General features: G+C 57.2%; 11 protein-coding genes. 5 read left to right on the top strand and 6 right to left on the bottom strand.

Features of this window, described 5'->3' with window-relative positions:
• Nucleotides 1–465 precede the first annotated feature (465 nt).
• Entirely contained in the window at nucleotides 466–1,353 is an 888-nt protein-coding gene (locus GKC30_RS11080) for a DMT family transporter (protein WP_155934803.1), read from the top strand.
• Nucleotides 1,354–1,615: 262 nt separating this feature from the next.
• On the opposite strand, the gene GKC30_RS15030 is transcribed toward GKC30_RS11080, so the two are convergent.
• The 5 genes from GKC30_RS15030 to GKC30_RS11055 all read right to left on the bottom strand — a co-directional run bounded on the left by GKC30_RS15030 (nucleotide 1,616) and on the right by GKC30_RS11055 (nucleotide 9,106).
• Nucleotides 1,616–3,670 (bottom strand): methyl-accepting chemotaxis protein, encoded by a 2,055-nt coding sequence (locus GKC30_RS15030; RefSeq protein ID WP_155934802.1) that lies wholly within the window; start codon nucleotides 3,668–3,670, stop codon nucleotides 1,616–1,618.
• A 574-nt stretch (nucleotides 3,671–4,244) separates the two neighbouring features.
• Nucleotides 4,245–4,427: a ferredoxin gene (locus GKC30_RS11070; RefSeq protein ID WP_155934801.1), complete on the bottom strand. Its 183-nt coding sequence runs from the start codon at nucleotides 4,425–4,427 to the stop codon at nucleotides 4,245–4,247.
• 201 nt (nucleotides 4,428–4,628) lie between these two features.
• Nucleotides 4,629–6,053, bottom strand: a complete 1,425-nt coding sequence (locus tag GKC30_RS11065; RefSeq protein WP_155934800.1) for an HlyD family type I secretion periplasmic adaptor subunit — start codon at nucleotides 6,051–6,053, stop codon at nucleotides 4,629–4,631.
• 8 nt (nucleotides 6,054–6,061) lie between these two features.
• The gene (locus GKC30_RS11060) at nucleotides 6,062–7,750 is read right to left on the bottom strand and encodes a peptidase domain-containing ABC transporter (RefSeq protein ID WP_155934799.1); all 1,689 of its coding nucleotides are present in this window, start codon (nucleotides 7,748–7,750) and stop codon (nucleotides 6,062–6,064) included.
• A gap of 69 nt (nucleotides 7,751–7,819) precedes the next feature.
• Nucleotides 7,820–9,106, bottom strand: coding sequence for a TolC family protein (locus GKC30_RS11055; RefSeq protein WP_155934798.1), 1,287 nt, complete (start codon nucleotides 9,104–9,106; stop codon nucleotides 7,820–7,822).
• A gap of 233 nt (nucleotides 9,107–9,339) precedes the next feature.
• On the opposite strand from GKC30_RS11055, the gene GKC30_RS11050 reads away from it, so the two are divergent.
• Nucleotides 9,340–11,565, top strand: a complete 2,226-nt coding sequence (locus tag GKC30_RS11050) for a CHASE2 domain-containing protein (protein WP_155934797.1) — start codon at nucleotides 9,340–9,342, stop codon at nucleotides 11,563–11,565.
• Between the two features lie 57 nt (nucleotides 11,566–11,622).
• Here GKC30_RS11050 and GKC30_RS11045 read toward each other — a convergent pair whose 3' ends face one another.
• Nucleotides 11,623–12,876 (bottom strand): NAD(P)/FAD-dependent oxidoreductase, encoded by a 1,254-nt coding sequence (locus tag GKC30_RS11045; protein WP_155934796.1) that lies wholly within the window; start codon nucleotides 12,874–12,876, stop codon nucleotides 11,623–11,625.
• A gap of 245 nt (nucleotides 12,877–13,121) precedes the next feature.
• Here GKC30_RS11045 and GKC30_RS11040 point away from each other — a divergent pair, with 245 nt between their 5' ends.
• The 3 genes from GKC30_RS11040 to GKC30_RS11030 all read left to right on the top strand — a co-directional run bounded on the left by GKC30_RS11040 (nucleotide 13,122) and on the right by GKC30_RS11030 (nucleotide 19,269).
• Complete coding sequence (locus tag GKC30_RS11040; RefSeq protein WP_367614095.1) at nucleotides 13,122–14,540, top strand: biotin carboxylase N-terminal domain-containing protein; 1,419 nt, start codon at nucleotides 13,122–13,124, stop codon at nucleotides 14,538–14,540.
• 10 nt (nucleotides 14,541–14,550) lie between these two features.
• Nucleotides 14,551–16,797, top strand: coding sequence for a carboxyl transferase domain-containing protein (locus tag GKC30_RS11035; protein ID WP_155934795.1), 2,247 nt, complete (start codon nucleotides 14,551–14,553; stop codon nucleotides 16,795–16,797).
• A gap of 249 nt (nucleotides 16,798–17,046) precedes the next feature.
• Nucleotides 17,047–19,269, top strand: coding sequence for a GGDEF domain-containing protein (locus tag GKC30_RS11030; protein WP_231117137.1), 2,223 nt, complete (start codon nucleotides 17,047–17,049; stop codon nucleotides 19,267–19,269).
• Nucleotides 19,270–19,325 lie beyond the last annotated feature (56 nt).

Here is a 19,325-nt window from a genome sequence, read left to right as displayed (position 1 = left end):
CACCTTCGCCGACCCGCCCCACAGCCCTCCTTGACGGTTGAAGTTTTCACAACGAATCGACAATTGTTCATATGACCACTGTGTCCTATCCTACAAAAACCGTATGCCCCTTTTTTCACAAAGACAAGTGTAATAACCATATTATTCCATGGCAATCGCGAGCTCCCATATCAAAACCACCAATCGTAACGCCACGCGCATTACATACCTGTGACGTATGAAATAATTTCATCCATAACCATTGATCATTTAACATTATAAAACAAAGTCCGATACACGACAATTCAGCTCTTCATCATTCTTTAGCATTAACCAACGAGCCGAATAAAAGCACTAAAACTGTACACGATGACCACGCATTATCCAGCGAGGAGGCGCGATGTTTATCGTGGAGCAGGAAAAGCAAGCCGTCCACAAGCATTCCCCCTTGCCATCTATTCGGGGATTCCCTATCACTCGGCCATCATGTTGCAGCCACGCTCTCTTGGATTTCTTCACGCCCTGCTCGCAGTCATCATCTGGTCCGGCAATTTCGTCATTGCCAGCGGCTTTGTGGACGATCTGCCGCCCATCACCCTGGCTGCCCTGCGCTGGAGTACGGCTACGGTGTTTTTTCTGCCCTTTGTCGTTAGGCGGATGCTGCGGGAATGGTCAGCCATACGCGAGAACATGCTGCCGCTGTGTGCATCGGCTCTGACCGGGGTAACGATCTTCAACACCCTCATCTACATGAGCGCCAGGACCACCGACACGATCAACCTGGCACTGCTGGCGGGAACTACCCCGGTCTTCGTCGTGTTGCTCTCCCGCTTGTTTTTGGGTGAAAGAATAAGCGCGTTCAGGTGGTTGGGCCTATTGGTGGCCATCTGCGGCATGGTCGCCATCGCCACCAGGGGCGATCTTAACGTGCTGCGCGAACTGAATTTCCGATCAGGGGACCTGACCATGCTGCTGGCCGGGTTGCTCTGGGCCGTCTACAGCATCCTTATCAAGCGGCGTTCCCAGCAGGTCAGTCAACTCACGTATCTTGGCGTGACATTTCTCATCGGTGTGATCCCGCTGATCCCGGCGGCCATCATTGAGCAGGGATTCCAGCCTGCCTGGGAATTGACCCCGGGCATCGTTGGCGCTGCCATCTATACCGGGCTGGGAGCATCCCTTGCCGCATTTTTTCTTTGGAGTTCAGCGGTTTCGCTTATCGGGCCGGGGACGGCGTCTTTGTTTCAATACCTGACGCCGGTTTTCAGCGGTCTTGCCGCCTATCTCTTGCTGGGCCAGCCCATCTCACTCTGGCATGGCCTTGGGTTCGTACTGATTTTCTCTGGCGTGGTACTGGCAACCCGTAGAGGATGATGTCGCCAGGCCAGGCCATGGCTTGCACGGCATGAGAGGTTGTCCCGGTCCTTCGGAAACCTTTACGGTGATTTTCAGGTGGACTGGTTTACGGACTACGTGGCCTTATTCGGGATGTCGCACACCGCCCTCGGGAGATACCACTCCCGAGGGCGATGCCTGTCGGCTCAATTTATCTGCCCCCCGGATATGGGGGATTGTCCTTCCACCGGCCTTCTCCGCCAGAGAAAAGGCTTGCGCAATGCTTTGTCACTGCATCAGATCAAAATCGTTCGAAGTCCGAACTATCGCCCATATCAAGGGCTACGCCAGTCTTTGATATGGGTTGGGGGGGGGTCGGAGTCGGGAGCTTGGGCAGCGTCCGCTGTTTTACGGGCGGCTGCGCGGCAGGTTGATGACCGCGCTGGGCGCTCCCGAGACTGAAGAACGAAACCGTCTGCTGCAACTGCTCGGCCTGACTGGAAAGCTGATCAGATGTGGACGACATCTCCTCCGAAGCTGAAGCATTTTGTTGAACAACGCTGTCAAGCTGTTGAATGGCACTGTTGATTTGGGATGCGCCGATATTCTGTTCGTTGCTCGCCGCAGTGATTTCGGCAACCAGATCGGCTGTCCTCTTGATGTCCGGTACGAGCTTGGCAAGCAGTTCGCCTGCCCGGTCAGCCACATCGACACTACTCGTGGCCAATTGGCTGATCTCACCTGCCGCCATGCCGGAACGCTCCGCCAGTTTACGGACCTCCGCAGCAACAACCGCGAAGCCCTTGCCGTGTTCGCCTGCCCGTGCGGCTTCAATGGCCGCGTTTAAGGCGAGCAAATTGGTCTGTCTGGCGATCTCTTCAATGATGCTGATTTTTTCGGCGATCTCGCGCATCGCCTCCACGGCTTCGGCAACAGCTTTGCCACCATCCTCGGCCTGTTTTGCCGCCCCGCTGGCGAGACTGTGAGTCTGGCTGGCATTGTCGGCGTTCTGGCTGATGTTGGAGGCCATCTCCTCCATACTTGAAGATACTTCTTCAATGGAGGCGGCCTGTTCTGTTGCTCCTTGCGAGAGGATTTGTGAAGTGGCGGCGACTTCTCCGGCTCCCGTGGCCACACTGTTGGTCATCTCGCGAACCTCACCAATTATTTGCCTGAGATTGCTCCCCATTTCAGACAATGTTGAGGCCATGATGCCAACCTCGTCCTTTTGGTCAATGTCAAGCTTGGCCGCGAGATTGCCAGAGGCAATTTCGCGGGCAAATGGAATTATCTTGGACAACGGGGCTGTAATGGTCTTTACAATGAAGAAAATCACTGCTGTCAGGATCAGTAGGGCGATGATTGTCAAGACAATACTGAGATACATGTACTCTCGAGCGTTTTCGAGCACAGTTGCCTTAGGGATGACAATGCCGATGGACCATGGGGTATCGGTTCCGCTGATGAGGATCGGCTCGAAAACGAACAAGGACTCCTCCCCTGTCAAGGGGAAGGTTAGCATGCCGACAAACGACCGGCCATTTTCAATGTCTGCGACGATCTGACGTGCATACTCAGGGTTAAGGGAGTCAGCGAGAGGTTTATTCATCAGGTTAGAATCAGGATGCGCAACCATCATGCCCTTGTTTGACACGATAAAGGCGCGGCCGGTCCCCATTGGCTTGATATCTTCGACCATTCTCTGAAAATCTCCAAGGGTGAAGTCTATGCCGACGACGCCGATGAACTTTCCATTATCCCGGACCGGAACAGCAATGGTGGCCATGTTTACCTTGGCTACCTCGGTGTAATATGGTTCGGTCAGGTTGGGACCGTTCTTGTCGCGGGGGTCCTTGTACCATGCGCGTGTGTTAGGATAGTCGTACTTGGTCAAATTGACCACTTCCAAGCCGCTGGTTCCGCGCCACCAGTAATTTCCGTAAGCCCCCCCCATGTGCTCCCACATGGGATCGCCTGTGGCGTGAAATTCAGCATCGCGGCCATCAAGCCCATTAGGCTCAAAGCAAGATTGAATCCCGTAAAAGGTTTCATCTGAGAGGAGAACTGCTCTTTGGATTTCGTCAACGATATTACGGTCGATAATATCTCTGTTCTTGATCATTCCTTCAAAGACCGCTGCTGTCGAGACACTGGCATCGAGTGCTTTTTCTATGTTGATCCTAACTTGGTTTCCATATCTATTTGCCATTTGGACGGCAATGGTTTGTGCGTCACTGGTCGCGATAGTTTGTGTTTTGGAAATTACTATCGCCGAATTAGTGATAAGAATCACAGCGACAACGAGACATACGCTTCCACCTATTTTAAATTTAAGCGAGATATCCTTAAACGACATAACAATCTCCTTTAAGAATTATGAAAGAAAAAACATTGAAAGGACCACCATTGGGACATACGCTCCGCCAAATTTATTTTTTCAACATTTGAATGACATTTTTGCAACCATCACCATTGACCTGCCACTCTTTCTTGTAGGGAGATTTTTTTCAAGCGAGCCGACTCTGTCCTCAGACGGTTTACCAGCAACTATCTTTCGTACCATCCATCAGAAGTTGTTCCGATTCACTCCTGCTTCAGGTGCGCCGCCAATCCGGGAAACGGAGCCAATTATTCAAAGATTGATTAAAAAATCAGACTATTGTAGTTGTTAAGTTAGAAAAATGTTCACTTTCGGTCTATTATAATTGCTGAAAAGAAGGCAGACACACGGACTGCAAGCAGAGTTCACAGACCATTCCAAATGAGTAGCTGAACTGGAATGATCAGAACAAGGGGGCACAGTCTTCTGCCTGTCGGCAACCGACTTTGCCAGAATGAACCGAGGAGCCTCGGGAGATTCAATCGTGGCCGGAGGAGATGACAAAAACAGGAACGGCCACTGGGGCCGTTCCTGTTTTTGTCGGGGCAGGCTAATCCTTGGAGATCGCCTCATTGGGGCAGGTTTCGATGGCTTCGTCAACACAATCTGCAGTGGAATCGGGATTGGTCACAATGGCCTTTTCTCCATCGTCGTCCATCTCGAAGACCTCGGGACAGATTTCCACACAGGACTCGCAGCCGATGCATTCATCCGGATCAATGACAATACCCATGATTGGAACCTCCTGAATCAAATTGGGTGATTTTCTGACACGCTTGTGACTACCACACCTATACCCCCTGACGCATTTTTGATGCAACCTTTTTTCTCTGTGTTGCGAAAATACACCGAGGATCCTGGTAGCGTGAGTCACCGAAGTCACTCCGCCCCGCGGGTAATGACGCTGCACCGAACGTAACCGCCCGACTGGAGACTAGCGCTCGCGCATACCGTGGTAGAGGGTGTCGAAGTAAGGATAGACAAGGTATTCCATCACCGTGCGTTCGCCGGTTTTGATGCCCACAAGTACGCGCATGCCGGGATAAAGCTGATAGCGTCGGCCGTCCTTCTCGAACCGATCGTTCTCAGTCTCCACAAGCACCTTGTAGAAAGTGCCCACGTCCTCCTTGGTGATTGCGTCCGGGCTGATGCCTGTGACCATGCCCTCAAGGCTGCCGTACATGCGGGCATCACCTGTCGGCAGCCGGACCGTGGCCGCCTGGCCCAGCTGAACATAGCCGATATCTCCCAAGGGAAGATGGGCCTCGATGACCAGCTTGTCTCCGGCGGGGACGATATCCAAAACGGTCATGCCGGGCTGGACCACCTCACCTTCGCCCATGATATATACGGACTTGACGATGCCGTGGGCCGGTGAACGAATGACCGTGCGCTCCAGGCTGTCGGACATCTTGCGCAGCCGTTGAGAAAATTCCAGCAGTTCCCGGCGCGACTTTCGCAACGTATCCTGCACCTCCTCATTAAAGGCATTGAACAGTTGCTCCAGGCTGTCACAGGCAGCAGAGAGGGCGGATCTGGCCCGGATCAGGGCCGCCTCGTCCTCCTGGATTCGGCTGACGAGATTGGACTCCTCCTTGAGAAAGCCCAAATGCTTGTAACGCGATGTCAGTTTGTCCTTGAGCAGTTCCTCACTAATGGCGACCTGTTCGCGCACGTAGGCCAAGCTCTGCCTCTGGTTGCGGATTCTGACAACGATTTCCTGCACATCCTGCTCGCGCTGGGTGATCCTTTCGCGCTGAGCGTTGAGGTCGTTGATGAATCTGTCGCGGCGCGCCTCGTAGAATTCTCGCGCCTGCTCGGCCACCCCAGGGGCCTCGGCCAGGAGTCGGGCTGAAAAGTCAATGTTCACGGCATAGGGATCGACACGCAGCTCGGGCTGAAGCGGGTCGATGGATTGTGAGGCGGGCTGCCGGATGAATGCCTTCCCCTCGCCCTCCTCCTCTTCTCCATCAGCTGATGGAGAAACGACCTGTGAAGCGGGCGAGGTAAACCAGCGCGATTCCGCTTCAAGACGAGCTACCTCGGCCTCAAGTGAATTGATGCGGATACTGAGCTCCCCCACGGTGGAATCACTGGCCGTGGACTCCAGCTCCACCAAAGGCTGACCCGTTTCCACCAGATCGCCCTCGCGCACCAGGATGCTGCGCACGATGCCGCCTTCCAGATGCTGGATGCGTTTAACACGGGAACTGGGGATGACCTCGCCCACGGCATCGCTGACAATGTCCAGCGGACTGAAGGAAGCCCAGACAAAAAAACTGACGCAAAACCCCACGCACAAGTGAAAAAAGGTCCGTGTGACGCGGTCAATCTCGTGTTTGCCGTCAGCCTTTGCCATGTGTTTGCCTATGATTTTGCCGCAGCCTGTTCAGGCGCCACGGGCTTTTTCTGGACCACGCCTATCTTGGGCACAGGCTTGGAGTTGAGGTCGATGACCATGCCGTATCCCTTGACGATATTTGGGTCCCTGGAGACGATGAACAAGGTGACTCCCTCGCGGGCCAGGGAGTTGAGAATCTGAAAGACTGCCTCGCAGCCCTCGGCGTCCAGCCCCTCGGTTGGCTCGTCGAAGATGGCAAGCCTGCCCTGAGCCACCAAAGCCCTGGCAATGGCCAGACGCTTGCGTATGCCAAGGGGAAGGCTGCGGCCGCCTTCGGTGACGGGCGTGTCCAGTCCGGTGGCCGTGGTGTCCAGAAAACGGCGCAGATCGGCTCTGCGCACAACCTCGTTAAGCCGGGCTTCGTCCACTTCGGGGTCGAGCAGGATCAGATTTTCCCGATAGGTGCCGTTGAGCAGGGCCGGTTCTTGAGGCATATACATGACCTGCTTGCGCCACCACTCGGACGCAAGTTGGCGCAGATCGACCCCGTCGGCCAGGATCTGGCCCCGGCCCGGTTCGATCAATCCGGCCACGAGTCTTGCCAGGGTAGTCTTCCCGGCCCCGTTTGCCCCGAAAACGCCCACGACTGTCCCTGGCTCCACCACCAGATTCAAAGATTCGAAAAGCGGCCCTGTGGAACCGGGAAAGGCAATGGCCACGTCCTTGAACTCCAGTCGGCCCGAAAATCGCTTCATGGCCGTTCCTCCGGGCGACTCCCTGGGCAGATTCATGAACTCGCGGATCATGCGCATGGCATCATCAGCCTGGGCCATGAGTTGAACCGACTGCATGAAACTGGTGGAAATCTGCAATGCCTTGGCCGAGAGGATGCTGATGCCGATAAGCGCCCCCACCGTCAGATCACCTGAAACCACCAGCTTGGCCCCCACGGCGTAGATCATCACCCGCAGCAGGGCGCCTAAGCCTTGCACTATGCCCAGTCCCCAGCTTTTTTCGCTGACGAGGCGAGACTTGAGGTCCATAAGCCGCCCCACCTGCTCGGTCCATATTCTGCTCAGGAACGAGGCGGCATGGAAGGCGCGGACGGTTTCCGCCCCCTGAATGGCCGAGTGGACAGTTCCGCGATGGCGTATCAGCTCCTCTCGCAGGAGGTTGTCCATGGCTCTTGTACGGGTCATGCTCATGCGTCCGGCCACCACCGTGGCAATGGCCGCCAGCAGCGTGATCAGCCCCAGCCAGGGACTCAGGGCCGTAATGGCCAGCAGGAAGAGCAGAAAAAACGGCATGTCGATCACAGCCGCGATGTGATTGGCCTCATACGCACTCTGGACCACGTGGGGACCGGCCATGATCTCCTGAACTCTGGCCTGGGGCACACGCTCCAGGGCCGATGCCTTGATCCGGGCCAGGGAATCGAGCACAGCGGATTGCAGCTTTTGGTCCGGTTCCTCGCTGACCACGGCGCACATGCGGGTGCGTATCGCGGTGAAGGCCATGCCTAAAACCAGGGCGATGAGCATGCCCCCGGTCAGTGTGTACAGGGTTCCGTCGAACCCGTAGCCGATGTAGCGGCTGAGGATCTGAATGACGAAGATGGGAGAGGCGAGAAACAGGAGATTGACGAAGAACGAAGCAACGAAAATCTGCGCTGCCAGAGGCTTGGATCGGAAAAGGCGTCTAAACAGCTCGTGCATGCCCCCTCCCCGTGCCTGCCGGTATGCCGCACAAAACGACGAAACGCGCCTGAGCGCGTTTCCACAGCATTACATTCTCGTGGTGTCCTCGGTAATGACGCCCATTTCGTAGAGCAACGTATAGGCGGCAATGATGATGTCGATGTCAGTGGCCACCTTGGCGCTGATGGAGGAGATGTAGTCGCGCTCGCCCACCAGAATGTCGAGCAATCTGACGTCTTCCCCCATGGCCTTTTTCTTTTTGACCAGACCGAGGAACTCCCAGGTAATGTTGGCCTGATTCTCGTAAAGATCGGAGTTCTGTCGCAGGGTGGTCAGTTCTAGCCATGCGTTGCGCACACTTTCTTCCACGGTCCTGCGACGGTCCAGCAGGGTCCGGTTGGCGCCGGTCATCTCGGATTTGATGGAGCGTATTGCCTCGGCATCCTGGAACCCGGAGAAGAGATTGTAGGTCATCATCAGCGAGGCGCGCTGCTCGGAACGGATTCCGGCGCTGCCCTGGTCGTTCTCCTTGCGTTCGCCCTCGAGCACTGCGTCGAACCGGGGGAAATAGGTGGCTTCCTGGGCTTTGAGGTCGCCCTGGAGCCTGTCCATGGTATAGGCGGTTTCCAGCAGCACCGGGTTGGTGTCAAAGGCCACCTGCACGGCTTCATCCAGCGAGGCGGGAATGAACCTCCGTGGCAGGGGGATGGCGCTCATCCTGTCCACTTCTTCCTGTGTTGGGGTGAAGCCGAAAACGGATTTGAAATTGTTAAGAGAAATCTGAACCTCGCGCTCCTGAGTGACCCGATAGGACTGGGCGCCGGCCAACTGGCCTTTGACCTGCAACTCCTCGTAGGAATACCCTGCCCCGCGCTGCACCAGCACTTCCTGCATGCCGGAAAGCTCGATCATGCTCTGTTCTGAGCGCCTGGCGTACTTGAGCAGCTCGCGAGAGCGAACGACCCGGAGATAGGCGGTGATACCCGAGGCAATGACCACCTGTTTGGTCCGGTCGAGCAAGGCCTCGTATTCCATCACCCGGCCGGCCGCTGAATCGATGGAGCCGGAGGTCGCGCCGAAGTCATACAGCCGTTGCGTGGCCGTGAGCTTCTGCATGTTCCGGTTCATCTGGGTTTCGTTTTCCTGGGGTTTGCTCAGGTTTTCACGCCCGCCCTCGGCCTTGGCGTCCACCTTGGGATACCAGCCTCCCTGCGCCCTCTTGTATTGGTGCCTGACCGATTCGAGCTGCGATTCGGCAGCCTTGACGCGGTCGTGAGTCTCCACCAGCTCGCGCAATAGGGCGTTAATGTCGAGGTTCCTCTCCTGCTGGGCCGATGCGGACCCCATGAAGAGAAGAAGACAAACAAATGTCATGAAACCAAGACAAAGGCTCGTGTGGCGACTTTTCAAAACCCAACTCCGCGTGTATGTTTCGGGCAGCCAGAGGGGCTTATCCGGTGAATTAAATTCAAAAAGGTTCTCAAACGGCCCCGAGAAACTGCCTAAGTATATACGTTTGCATAGATCATTGCAACAAAAATTAACATTTCTCCCGGTATATGGCATCATTATGTATTTGAGTCCGCTCCGGGAGCCTAGGGTGGTCCATGTTCGCATTCCTGAAAGTCAAACTGGGCAAAGATCAGGGCATTCTGTTCGTGTCCGGCTTTGCCGCCTCTGTCCTCATGGCTGCCCTGTATATTGTTCAGCCGACGTTTCTCCGACTGCTTGACCACAAGGTCTATGATCAATATTTGCGCAGTCATCACGAGACCAACGCCACCAATGTGCCGGTTGTCATTGATATCGACGAGAAAAGTCTCAACGAATTCGGACAGTTTCCCTGGCCAAGATACCGGATGGCCATGCTGCTCAAGTATCTCCAGGCATACGGCGCTGCCTCGGTGGCTACCGATATTCTGTTTGCCGAGGAGGATCGGACCTCTCCACGAGTGCTGATCAGGCAACTCAAGGAGGAGATGAAAATCGACATTGCCGTCCAAGGGCTTCCGCCCGCCCTGGAAGACAATGACGAACTTCTGGCCCACAATCTCGCCACAGGCCCCTTTGTGCTCGGCTTCGACTTCATGACCAGAGCGCTTGAGCGCGAGGAAGGGGCGCATCCGAGCCTTGAATGCGCCATCGCCCCGGCCAAGGTGGCCGTACTCGCCCCGCCAGGTGCCCCATCGCCGCACGATGTGCTCTTCAGGGCCGAGGAAGCCATTTGCCCTCTGCCAATCTTGGCCAAAGCGGCCCGACGCAGCGGTTTCATCACCATCGCCCCAGACGAGGACAGCGTCTATCGCCGGGTCCCTCTGCTTTTCAGTTGGAACGGGCAATTCTATCCGAGCCTTGCTCTTGCGGCATTGATGGAGGCCACTGGCATGGAGTCCATTGTCCTCAAGATGTCGAGCATCGGCGTGGAGTCGGTGCGTCTGGGCGCCACGGTCATTCCCACTGACGAGCGCGGCCGCATGCTCATCAACTATCGGGGAGGAATGAAGACATTCCAGTATTTCAGCGCATCCGACGTTCTGGCCAAACGTCTTCCACCCGGAGCGCTGGCCGGCAAGATCGCCATCATCGGCACCTCGGCAGCGGGACTCAAGGACATCCGCGCCACCCCTCTAGATCCGGGCTACCCGGGCGTGGAAGCCCACGCCACCATTGTGGACAACATTCTCTCAAAACAGTTTCTGGTGGTCCCGGACTGGGCCAAGGGCGTTGAACTGGTCATGATTCTCGGAGCGGGACTGCTGACCACCCTGCTGCTCATGTGGGCCAGGGCCGCATGGCTTGCGCTCCCCCTGCTGGGGCTGGGCTGGGCCATGTGGTACGCCACGGTCCGGCTTTATACCGAACACTCCCTCTTCATCTCGCCCCTGTACCCGTTCATGACCCTCGGCCTGACATTCCTGCTCCTCACTGCCGTCAAATACTGGCGGGAGGAGCGGGCCAAAAAGTTCATCCACGGCGCCTTTGCCCATTATCTGGCACCTTCGGTCATCTCGCAGATCATGAACGACCCGGACTCCCTCTCCCTGGACGGTCAGGAAAAGGAGATCACCATCCAGTTCTCGGATGTACGCAGCTTCACATCCCTCTCTGAAAAACTGACCCCGACCCAAGTGACCAATCTCCTGCACGACTATCTCACCCCCATGACCCGCATCATCACCAGCCACCAGGGGACTTTGGACAAGTTCATCGGTGACGCGGTCATGGCCTTCTGGAATGCGCCGCTGGACATCGAAAACCACCAGCTCAAGGCGCTACAAGCCGCCCTTGAGCAGCTTGATCGCCTTGACGACCTGAACAAAGTTTTTGTCGAAAAATACGGATTCCCCATCGCTGTAGGCATCGGCGTTCACTGCGGCCGGGTCCGCGTGGGCAACATGGGCTCTGCCGACCTTTTCGACTACACTCTTATCGGCGACAACGTGAACCTCGCCTCGCGCCTTGAGGGGCTGACCAAATATTACGGCCAGAAACTGGTGGTCAGCCAAGCCATTATGGACGCCTGCGGCGATGCCTACCGCTTCCGAATTCTCGATAGCGTCCGCGTCAAGGGCAAGGAGAAGCCCGTCACCATCTACACGGCCTACACCGCAGACGAGGCCAGCCAACGCCAAGAGGAACTGACAGCCTACGAACGGGCACACGAACTGTATCTGGCCCAGCGCTTCGACGAGGCGAGCACCGTTTTTGCGGACCTTCTGGCCAAGGGATTGGAGCCGGTTCTTTACGAGATGTATATCGATCGCTGCCGCCATCTGGCCGAGGAGCCTCCGGGCGGAGACTGGGACGGCGTCTTCACCCACAAGACCAAATAGGACAAGGGCCGCACATAACGATGTGCGGCCCTTGCCTTGATGCACAGGCGATCCCGGCTAAGGGGTGTTGTGCATGGCCTCGATGAACTCGTCGGGCCAGAGGGCTGGCGAGGGATCGCCTTCAATCAGGCGCTTGCGGGCCTCGGCGTCGAGGACGAAGCGATTCTTGATGAAACTGGTGTAGAACCCGGCTCCATCTATGTCGCCGATAAGGATGCAGCCAACCAGGGTGTCGCCCTTAAAGACAAGCTTGCGGTAGACGCTCCTGTCGCGGTCGAGATAGGTCTCGGTTTCCCCTCCCTCGATATTCGTCTGCCCCACGGATATTGTCGCCAGCCCGTAATAGGTGATGGAGTTCATGGACAGACCGCCAGTGTATGGCTTGTCCGCACCGGCCATATTCAAACCGGCATAGCGTCCCTGCGAGTAGGCATTTGGCCAGATGGGACGCACCATGAACTCGCCGGTAAGCAAATCCCTGGCCTCGGCCACATCGCCCGCCGCGAACACGTCTTTATCGCTCGTGACCATCTGATCGTCCACCCTGATCCCCTTGCCGGTGACGAGGCCCGCCTCGACCGCCAGCGCCATGTTTGGCCGAACTCCGGCGGCAACGATGACCACATCCGCGTCCACCACGCCTTGGTCGGTTTCCACGCCCATGATGGTGTTGTCGCCGCGGCGGACAATGGCCCTGGTGTCGGTGCCCTGCATGAAGCGGATGCCGTTTTTCTCCAGGTGTTCGACAATGATGTCGCTGGCTGTCTCGTCGAAGTAGGTACGCATTATCCTCGAACGGACAACAATGGTCACATCCACGCCTTTTTCGGCAAACCCCTCGGCAGCTTTCAGTGCGATGAGCCCCGCGCCGATGACCACGACCTTTTCAACCTTGTCCACCAGTCCGCGCAACGCCTCGGCGTGGGCCACGGTGGTGAAGTTGTACACGCCGGGCCCGTCGATGCCGGGCAGATCGGGATTTGCCGGGGCGCCACCCGTGGCAAGCAGCAGCTTGCCGTAGGGCACCTCCTCGCCGCTTTCAAGGATCACCTTCCTGGACGCCGTATCCACTTTGGTCACCCGCGAGGCGAGCTTCATTTCGACATGGTTCTTTTCGTAAAACTCCTGAGGTCTGTACGGGAGTGTCTCGAATTTGATCTTGTCGGACAAATAATAAGAAATAAGCGGTCGACCATAGGTGGGAACGGCCTCGTCGCTGACAACAAGGATTTTCCCTGTGAGGTCGTGTTGTCGAATTCCCTCAATTGCACCGATGGCAGAAACGCCATTTCCAACAATTACGTAATCCATTGCACCCCTCTTCTCGTCAATTATTTTTGAATTACTCATTTTGTCAAAACAGGCTACAAAATCGTCTCTAAGTCCTGATTACTCATTTTCTCCCCAAAAATCCATAACAATTAATTCAAACACCTGTTTCTACACAAGCATCTTATATTTAAAGTTTTTTTCGAGAATCAAAGAATTTGCCAGAAGCCTTGAGAAGCGCTATTTACAACACCTTCCATTCACCATGAGGAGACGAAGGACCCACAGTGAGCATACACGGCAACACGGTACTTATTGCAAACAGGGGCGAGATCGCCGTGAGGATCATGCAGGCATGCACTGATCTCGGGCTTGATTTCGTGGCCGTACATACAGAGGAAGACAGGCACTCCGGCCATGTGGACGCCGCCCGCAAACTCGGTGGAGACAAGGCCGTCTATCGCATCAACAACTATCTTGACGCTGGCGACATACTCTCGGTGGCCGATCAGGCCGGGGCAACGGCCATCCACCCGGGCTACGGATTCTTCTCGGAGAACTACCGCTTTGCGCGGCGTGTCAGCGAACGCGACAGGCCCATGACCTTCATCGGTCCCTCGTGGCGGGTCATCCGCGACCTGGGGGACAAGATCAACACCAAGCGACTGGCCCGAAGTCTGGGCGTTCCCACAGTGCCTGGGTCTGACCGTGCCATCTATGATGAAATGGAGGCGGAATCCATAGCCGAAAGCCTCTTCGAATTCCAGACCAACATGGGCATCAAGCGGCCAGTGGTGCTGGTCAAGGCCTCAGCTGGCGGCGGCGGCATGGGCATCGACGAGGTCGAGGACATGGCCCGCTTTCGCCAGACCTATCGCCGCATCCGCAACTACTCGCTGCGCACCTTCAATGACGAGGGCGTTCTCATCGAGCAACGCGTCTTCAACTTCAATCACCTGGAAGTGCAGATAGTATCCGACCGCAGCGGCAAAAACCCGGTTCACTTCGGTACCCGCAACTGCTCGGTGCAAAGTCCCGGACTGCAAAAGCGCATAGAGGTGGCTCCTGGTTTTTGGCCCCAGACCCTGCGCTACGAGTTTGCTGCTGCCAAGGTGCTTGACGACATCACCGGCTACTCCCTGTCCATCGCCCGCGAAATCGGCTACGACAACGTGGGCACCTGGGAATGGATCGTCACCCCGGACGGCAAGCCCTTTCTCATGGAGGTCAACACCCGCATCCAGGTGGAGAACGGCGTCTCGGCCGACATCGCTTCCGTCAGGGGTGATAGCAACGTCAACCTCATCCGCGAGCAGATTCGGATCGGCCTGGGCCAACCCCTGGGCTACTCCCAGGAGGACATCTCCTTCGACGGGGTCAGCATCGAGTACCGTATCATCGCCGAAGACACCGAGAACGGTTTTGCCCCCTGGGTGGGACGCATCGACCAATTGAAGTGGACGCCGTGCGACTGGCTTTCCGTCTACACCCATGTGCCCCTTGAACGCCCGTATCAGATTCCCACCGAGTACGACCCCAACCTGGCCCTGGCCATCATCAAGGGGGCGGATCTAGAGGAGGCCAAACGGCGCGGGCTCGAATTCCTGGCTGACCTCCGGCTGACCGGCGTTGACTCGGGCGGCCAGGCCATGAAGTCGAACATCCCTTTCCTGCAGGATCGTACAGAAAACCTGCTTGAATTCTAGCCAACACACCATGAGCATAGAAAAAAAACTCACCGAACTCATGCAGCGGGTCAACTACGCCCGCGAGATTCTCGGCAACAAGGACCGGCCGGAACTGGACGCTTTTGCCAAGGAAATCGTCGAGTTCCCCGACAAAAACAATGTCGTGGCCGACGATCGGGCCATGCGTGCCCTTGACTCCCTCGAAACACGCATCGCCACTATGGAAACGGCCATCGACGCACAGTTGACGGCCATGGACAAGGTACGCATCGTACGTCATCCACAGCGCGTCTGCCTCAAGGACATCCTTGAGAATGTCTACGACAACTACAGCGAGATAGGCGGCAAGGACGAACACTCCATCGACCCGGGGATGCTCATTGCCAGAGCCTACATCACACGTCGCAAAGGAAAGAAAATCATCAACCAGCCGGTCATGGTGGTGGGCCAGGAAAAGGGACACGGACAGGAGTTCCGCAACGGCGGCTCCATCAAACCCTGGGGCAACAGCAAGGCGCTCAAATACATGAAGGTCGCGGCCAGGGAACAGATCCCCATCCACGCCTACGTGAACACTCCGGGCTCCTATCCGGTGGAGGACTTTCCGGGAGCTGCCCAACAAATTGCTGAAAACATTTATGAAATGGCTGGGCTTCCGGTCCCGGTCATCGCCATATTCTCCGAGGGCGGTTCGGGCGGGGCCGAGGCCATCGGCATGGCCGACAAACGTCTCATGCTCTCCCACGGCTACTACTCGGTCATTTCCCCTGAAGGCGCGGCCGCCATTGAGGGGCGCATCAAGAGTTCCGAACGTGCTCCCGCGGAATTGATCGAATCCTGCGCCATCGCCCAGCAGATCACGGCCCAGGACAACCTGAAAAACGGGTACATCGACGCCATCATCCAGGAGCCGCCCCTTGGTGCGCGGCCCGATCATTTCGAGTTCTACAAACAGCTGCGCGAGCAAGTGGTACGCGCCACGGACGAGGTCACGCTGTCGGTGCGCGGCCTGCGGCTGGTCCGGGCCTTTGCCATGCGCCACTTCCACAAAAACGCGGACATCATCGTCCGCTGGAATCTCACGGAAAATGCCCGTGAGCGGCTCGTGGCCCGCCGGTTCAAGAAATACCGCAAGCTGGCTACCCACGCCTACATTGACGAGCGCTCACTGCTCGACAAGCTCAGCGCCACCAGCAGCGACATCGTCTCCTCCACCACCTCGGCGGTCAATTATGGCCTGGTCAAGCCGTTCAGGCAAAAAGTCAACCGCATAGCTGAAGAGGTCACGGACGAGATCCATGTTGTCACCGGCAAGCTCGACGCCCTATATCGTTCCGGCCTCAAGAAATTGGGGGTCAAGTCCATCGGCGACAGGCAAAAGGAGATGGAACTGACCGGATTGTCCCGGAATGACTCCGGCGAGACATGCACGGACAACGGCTGCGACTACATAAGCCCCCAGGCGCGTGTGGACCGGGAGATAGCCTGCCCCCACGCCGAAAAGCGCGGCTGCCTCGATATCTGGGCGCGGGACCTGTTCACCGATTTCGCCGGAGTCTGCCCCCACTGCGGCTACAACTTCCCCATGGAATACCAGTGGTATCTCCACAATGTGTTTGACAAGGGGTCCATCCGCGAGTTCAACCGCGACATAGTGGCGGGCAATCCCACCAGTTTCCCGGGATTTGAAAAGCGCATTGAAGCGGCAAGGGAGAAAACCGGACTCAAGAGCAGCTGCATGACCTTCAACGCCAGCCTGGAAGGCATCCGCCTCACCTGCGCCACCCTGATCGCCAACTTCCGCGGCGGCTCGGTGGGCGCAGCCGAGGGGGAGAAGTTTATCCGCGCTCTGGAGTTGGCACAGTCCAAGCACCAGCCCTTCCTGGCCTATGTCCACGGCACGGCGGGCATCCGTATTCAGGAAGGCGTCAACGGCCTCATCCAAATGCCCCGCTGCACCATGGCCGTGCGCCGGTATATAGAGGAAGGCGGCCTGTACATCGTGCTTTACGACACCAATTCTTATGCCGGTCCTGTGGCCTCGTTCCTCGGATGCTCCCCCTACCAGTACGCGGTGCGCTCATCACGACTGGGATTTGCCGGCCCCGGCGTGATTAAGGAAACCACAGGCGTGGAGATTCCCCCCGACTACCATAACTGCTTCAAGGCCCTTTCCCGGGGCCACATCCAGGGCGTGTGGAGCAGAAAGGACATCCGCAAGAACCTCCAGCAGGCCTTCCAGACCATCGGCGGCCGAAACCTCTACTACCGCTGACGCACCACGACATTGATCCCATGGGGCGGCCGCCATGCACGGCCGCCCTTTTTTCGTCCGCAATCTCCCCACAATCGTCACCCGCAAGTAACAACATCCCGCCCACTCCATGTAGAACTCACCTGTCGTTGACGTGGTCATACGTCGGCGCGGTCGATCATGCCTCGAGAAAAAGGGAGGATCATCATGGCCGGCTCCTTGCTCGAACGACTCATGCGAAATATGACACTTAACGCCCAAGGGTCAGGAATGCATTACAAAATAACAGAGCATTCTCCGCTCAACAGGACTGTTGACCGCGAAACCCCCTTCACCCTCGTGCTCATTGCCATCAGAGATTACTCCATCCTGACCGAGATGTACGGCCAGGGCTTCATCAATCAGCTCGAACACGAACTTCGGGACGTTCTGGCCGCCACCGCCCAGGATAACGAGGATTGCCGGGATATGACCGTTCTCACAGTCGGCCCTGGCGAAGTCGCGTTCATGGTTCCGCGCAGGAACGCTGCGGCGGACATGGCCTACGAATACAAGCTCAAGGCCCAGAACGGACTGAAACGGACCATGTTCAACCACACCGGCATCGGCATTGATCTGGGCATGGGGTTTGCCGCCCTTGAGGTTGGAACCGACAACTCACCCTGCTTCGACGCAGCCTTGCACGAGGCCAGACGCATCCTGCGCACTCCGCTGGACATGCAGGGTCTCTCCATCGCAAACACCTACAACGACATACTGACCCGCAAACGAATCACCACCCACTACCAGCCAATCCTGGATTTCAAGTCAAGCTCAGTGCTTGGCTGGGAGGCGCTCTCCCGAGGGCCGGAGGGAACCTCCTTCCGCTCGCCGGTCATTCTCTTCGAGACCGCCGAGCAGCTCGGGCGGCTCTTCGCCCTGGAGCGCGTATGCCGCGAATCAGCCATCACCAATGTCGGACATCTGCGCGACGGACAGAAACTGTTCATCAACATCCACCCCAAGACAATGGCCGACCCCGAATTCACCCCGGGCAAGACCCTCGAACTGTTGACCTCAGCCGGTCTGACCCCGAACGATATTGTCTTTGAGATCACCGAGCGCCACAGCGTTCAGGAGTTCGCCCTCTTCTACCGCACCTTGGACCACTACCGCAGCCAGGGGTTTCGCGTGGCTGTGGATGATGCCGGAGCCGGGTATGCCGGACTGACCCTCATCGCCCAGCTCCAGCCCGAGTTCATCAAGCTCGACAAGTCCCTCATAGACGGGATTCATAAGGACCCGGTCAAGCGGGCCCTGGTGGAAACAACCGTCACATTTGCCGACAAGATCGGCTCACGCATCATCGCGGAAGGCATTGAGACAAAGGCCCAGACCCTCTGTCTCAAGGACATTGGCGTGCACTGCGGTCAGGGATACTTTCTTGCCAGACCGGCCACACCCAAGCCTGAATTGAGCCCTGAATGTCTGGGTATCCAGTCCATCGGCGAGGTCAATGCGCGCAACCTCACCTGCTCCCTGCCCATCGGCGATCTGGCCCAGGCCCCCCACGCCGTCCCCTTGGACTACCTTGTTTCGGACGCCCAAGACTTCTTCAAGAACAACAACAGGTTTTCAAGCATAGTGGTCACGGATGACGACATTCCCCAGGGGTTGGTCATGGAATACCATCTCAACCGTCAGCTTTCCTCTCAATACGGCATCGCCCTCTACCACCGCCGCCCCATCGAAACGGTCATGGACGCCACCCCCTTCATGGTCGAAATGGACATCCCGGTGGAACAAGCGGCTCGTCAGGCCATGAAACGCGAGCACATCAAGACCTACGACGACATCATCGTCACCAGAAAGGGCCGACTCTTCGGCATCGTTTCCGTGCAGACCCTGCTCAACGCCATGGCCAAGATTCAAGTGGAGATGGCCAAGGGCACCAACCCCCTCACCGGACTGCCCGGTAACGTGGCCATAGAGCGGGAGGTGGAAAGCCGTATCGCCCAGAATCGTCGCTTCAGCATCATCTACGCCGATCTCGACCACTTCAAGGTCTACAATGACACCTATGGGTTCAAGAACGGCGACGGCGTCATCAAGCTGGCAGCGGACATCATGAGCTGGGCCGTACGCAAACATGCGGGCCAGGAAGCCCGGGTCTGCCACATCGGCGGAGACGACTTCGTAATCATAACCGCGCCCGAATCGGTGGAACGCATTTGCCGCTCCATTCACCGCTGCTTTGGCAGGCTGGTCAAGAGATGTTACTGCCCCGAGGACCGCGCCAGGGGATGGATCAAGGCCAGGGGACGGGACGGTATGGAGCGCGACTTTCCATTGGTGAGCATCTCCCTTGGCGTCATCGAGATATGCGGCAGTTGCTCGCTCATGGAGATCGGCGAACGCGCTGCCCACGTCAAGAAGTTCGCCAAGTCCCAATCAGGCAACTCCGTGGTCATGGATCGCCGTCCGCCCCTGGGCTCGCCCGAGGCGATTCGATAAAAATGCCCCCCGTCGCAGACGACGGGGGGCTCGGTCATTCCAGAGTTGCGGCAGGC

It is taken from the genome of Pseudodesulfovibrio alkaliphilus (assembly GCF_009729555.1).
Lineage (GTDB): Bacteria > Desulfobacterota > Desulfovibrionia > Desulfovibrionales > Desulfovibrionaceae > Pseudodesulfovibrio > Pseudodesulfovibrio alkaliphilus.
This window is presented reverse-complemented; position numbering and strand designations above follow the sequence as displayed.

Bases quoted from the DNA above. Each gene is read 5' to 3' on its own strand.
- GKC30_RS11070 (WP_155934801.1), bottom strand. From the start codon at position 4,427: ATGGGTATTGTCATTGATCCGGATGAATGCATCGGCTGCGAGTCCTGT.
- GKC30_RS11030 (WP_231117137.1), top strand. From the start codon at position 17,047: ATGCATTACAAAATAACAGAGCATTCTCCGCTCAACAGGACTGTTGAC.
- GKC30_RS11055 (WP_155934798.1), bottom strand. From the start codon at position 9,106: ATGACATTTGTTTGTCTTCTTCTCTTCATGGGGTCCGCATCGGCCCAG.
- GKC30_RS15030 (WP_155934802.1), bottom strand. From the start codon at position 3,670: ATGTCGTTTAAGGATATCTCGCTTAAATTTAAAATAGGTGGAAGCGTA.
- GKC30_RS11080 (WP_155934803.1), top strand. From the start codon at position 466: ATGTTGCAGCCACGCTCTCTTGGATTTCTTCACGCCCTGCTCGCAGTC.
- GKC30_RS11045 (WP_155934796.1), bottom strand. From the start codon at position 12,876: ATGGATTACGTAATTGTTGGAAATGGCGTTTCTGCCATCGGTGCAATT.
- GKC30_RS11050 (WP_155934797.1), top strand. From the start codon at position 9,340: ATGTTCGCATTCCTGAAAGTCAAACTGGGCAAAGATCAGGGCATTCTG.
- GKC30_RS11060 (WP_155934799.1), bottom strand. From the start codon at position 7,750: ATGCACGAGCTGTTTAGACGCCTTTTCCGATCCAAGCCTCTGGCAGCG.
- GKC30_RS11035 (WP_155934795.1), top strand. From the start codon at position 14,551: ATGAGCATAGAAAAAAAACTCACCGAACTCATGCAGCGGGTCAACTAC.
- GKC30_RS11065 (WP_155934800.1), bottom strand. From the start codon at position 6,053: ATGGCAAAGGCTGACGGCAAACACGAGATTGACCGCGTCACACGGACC.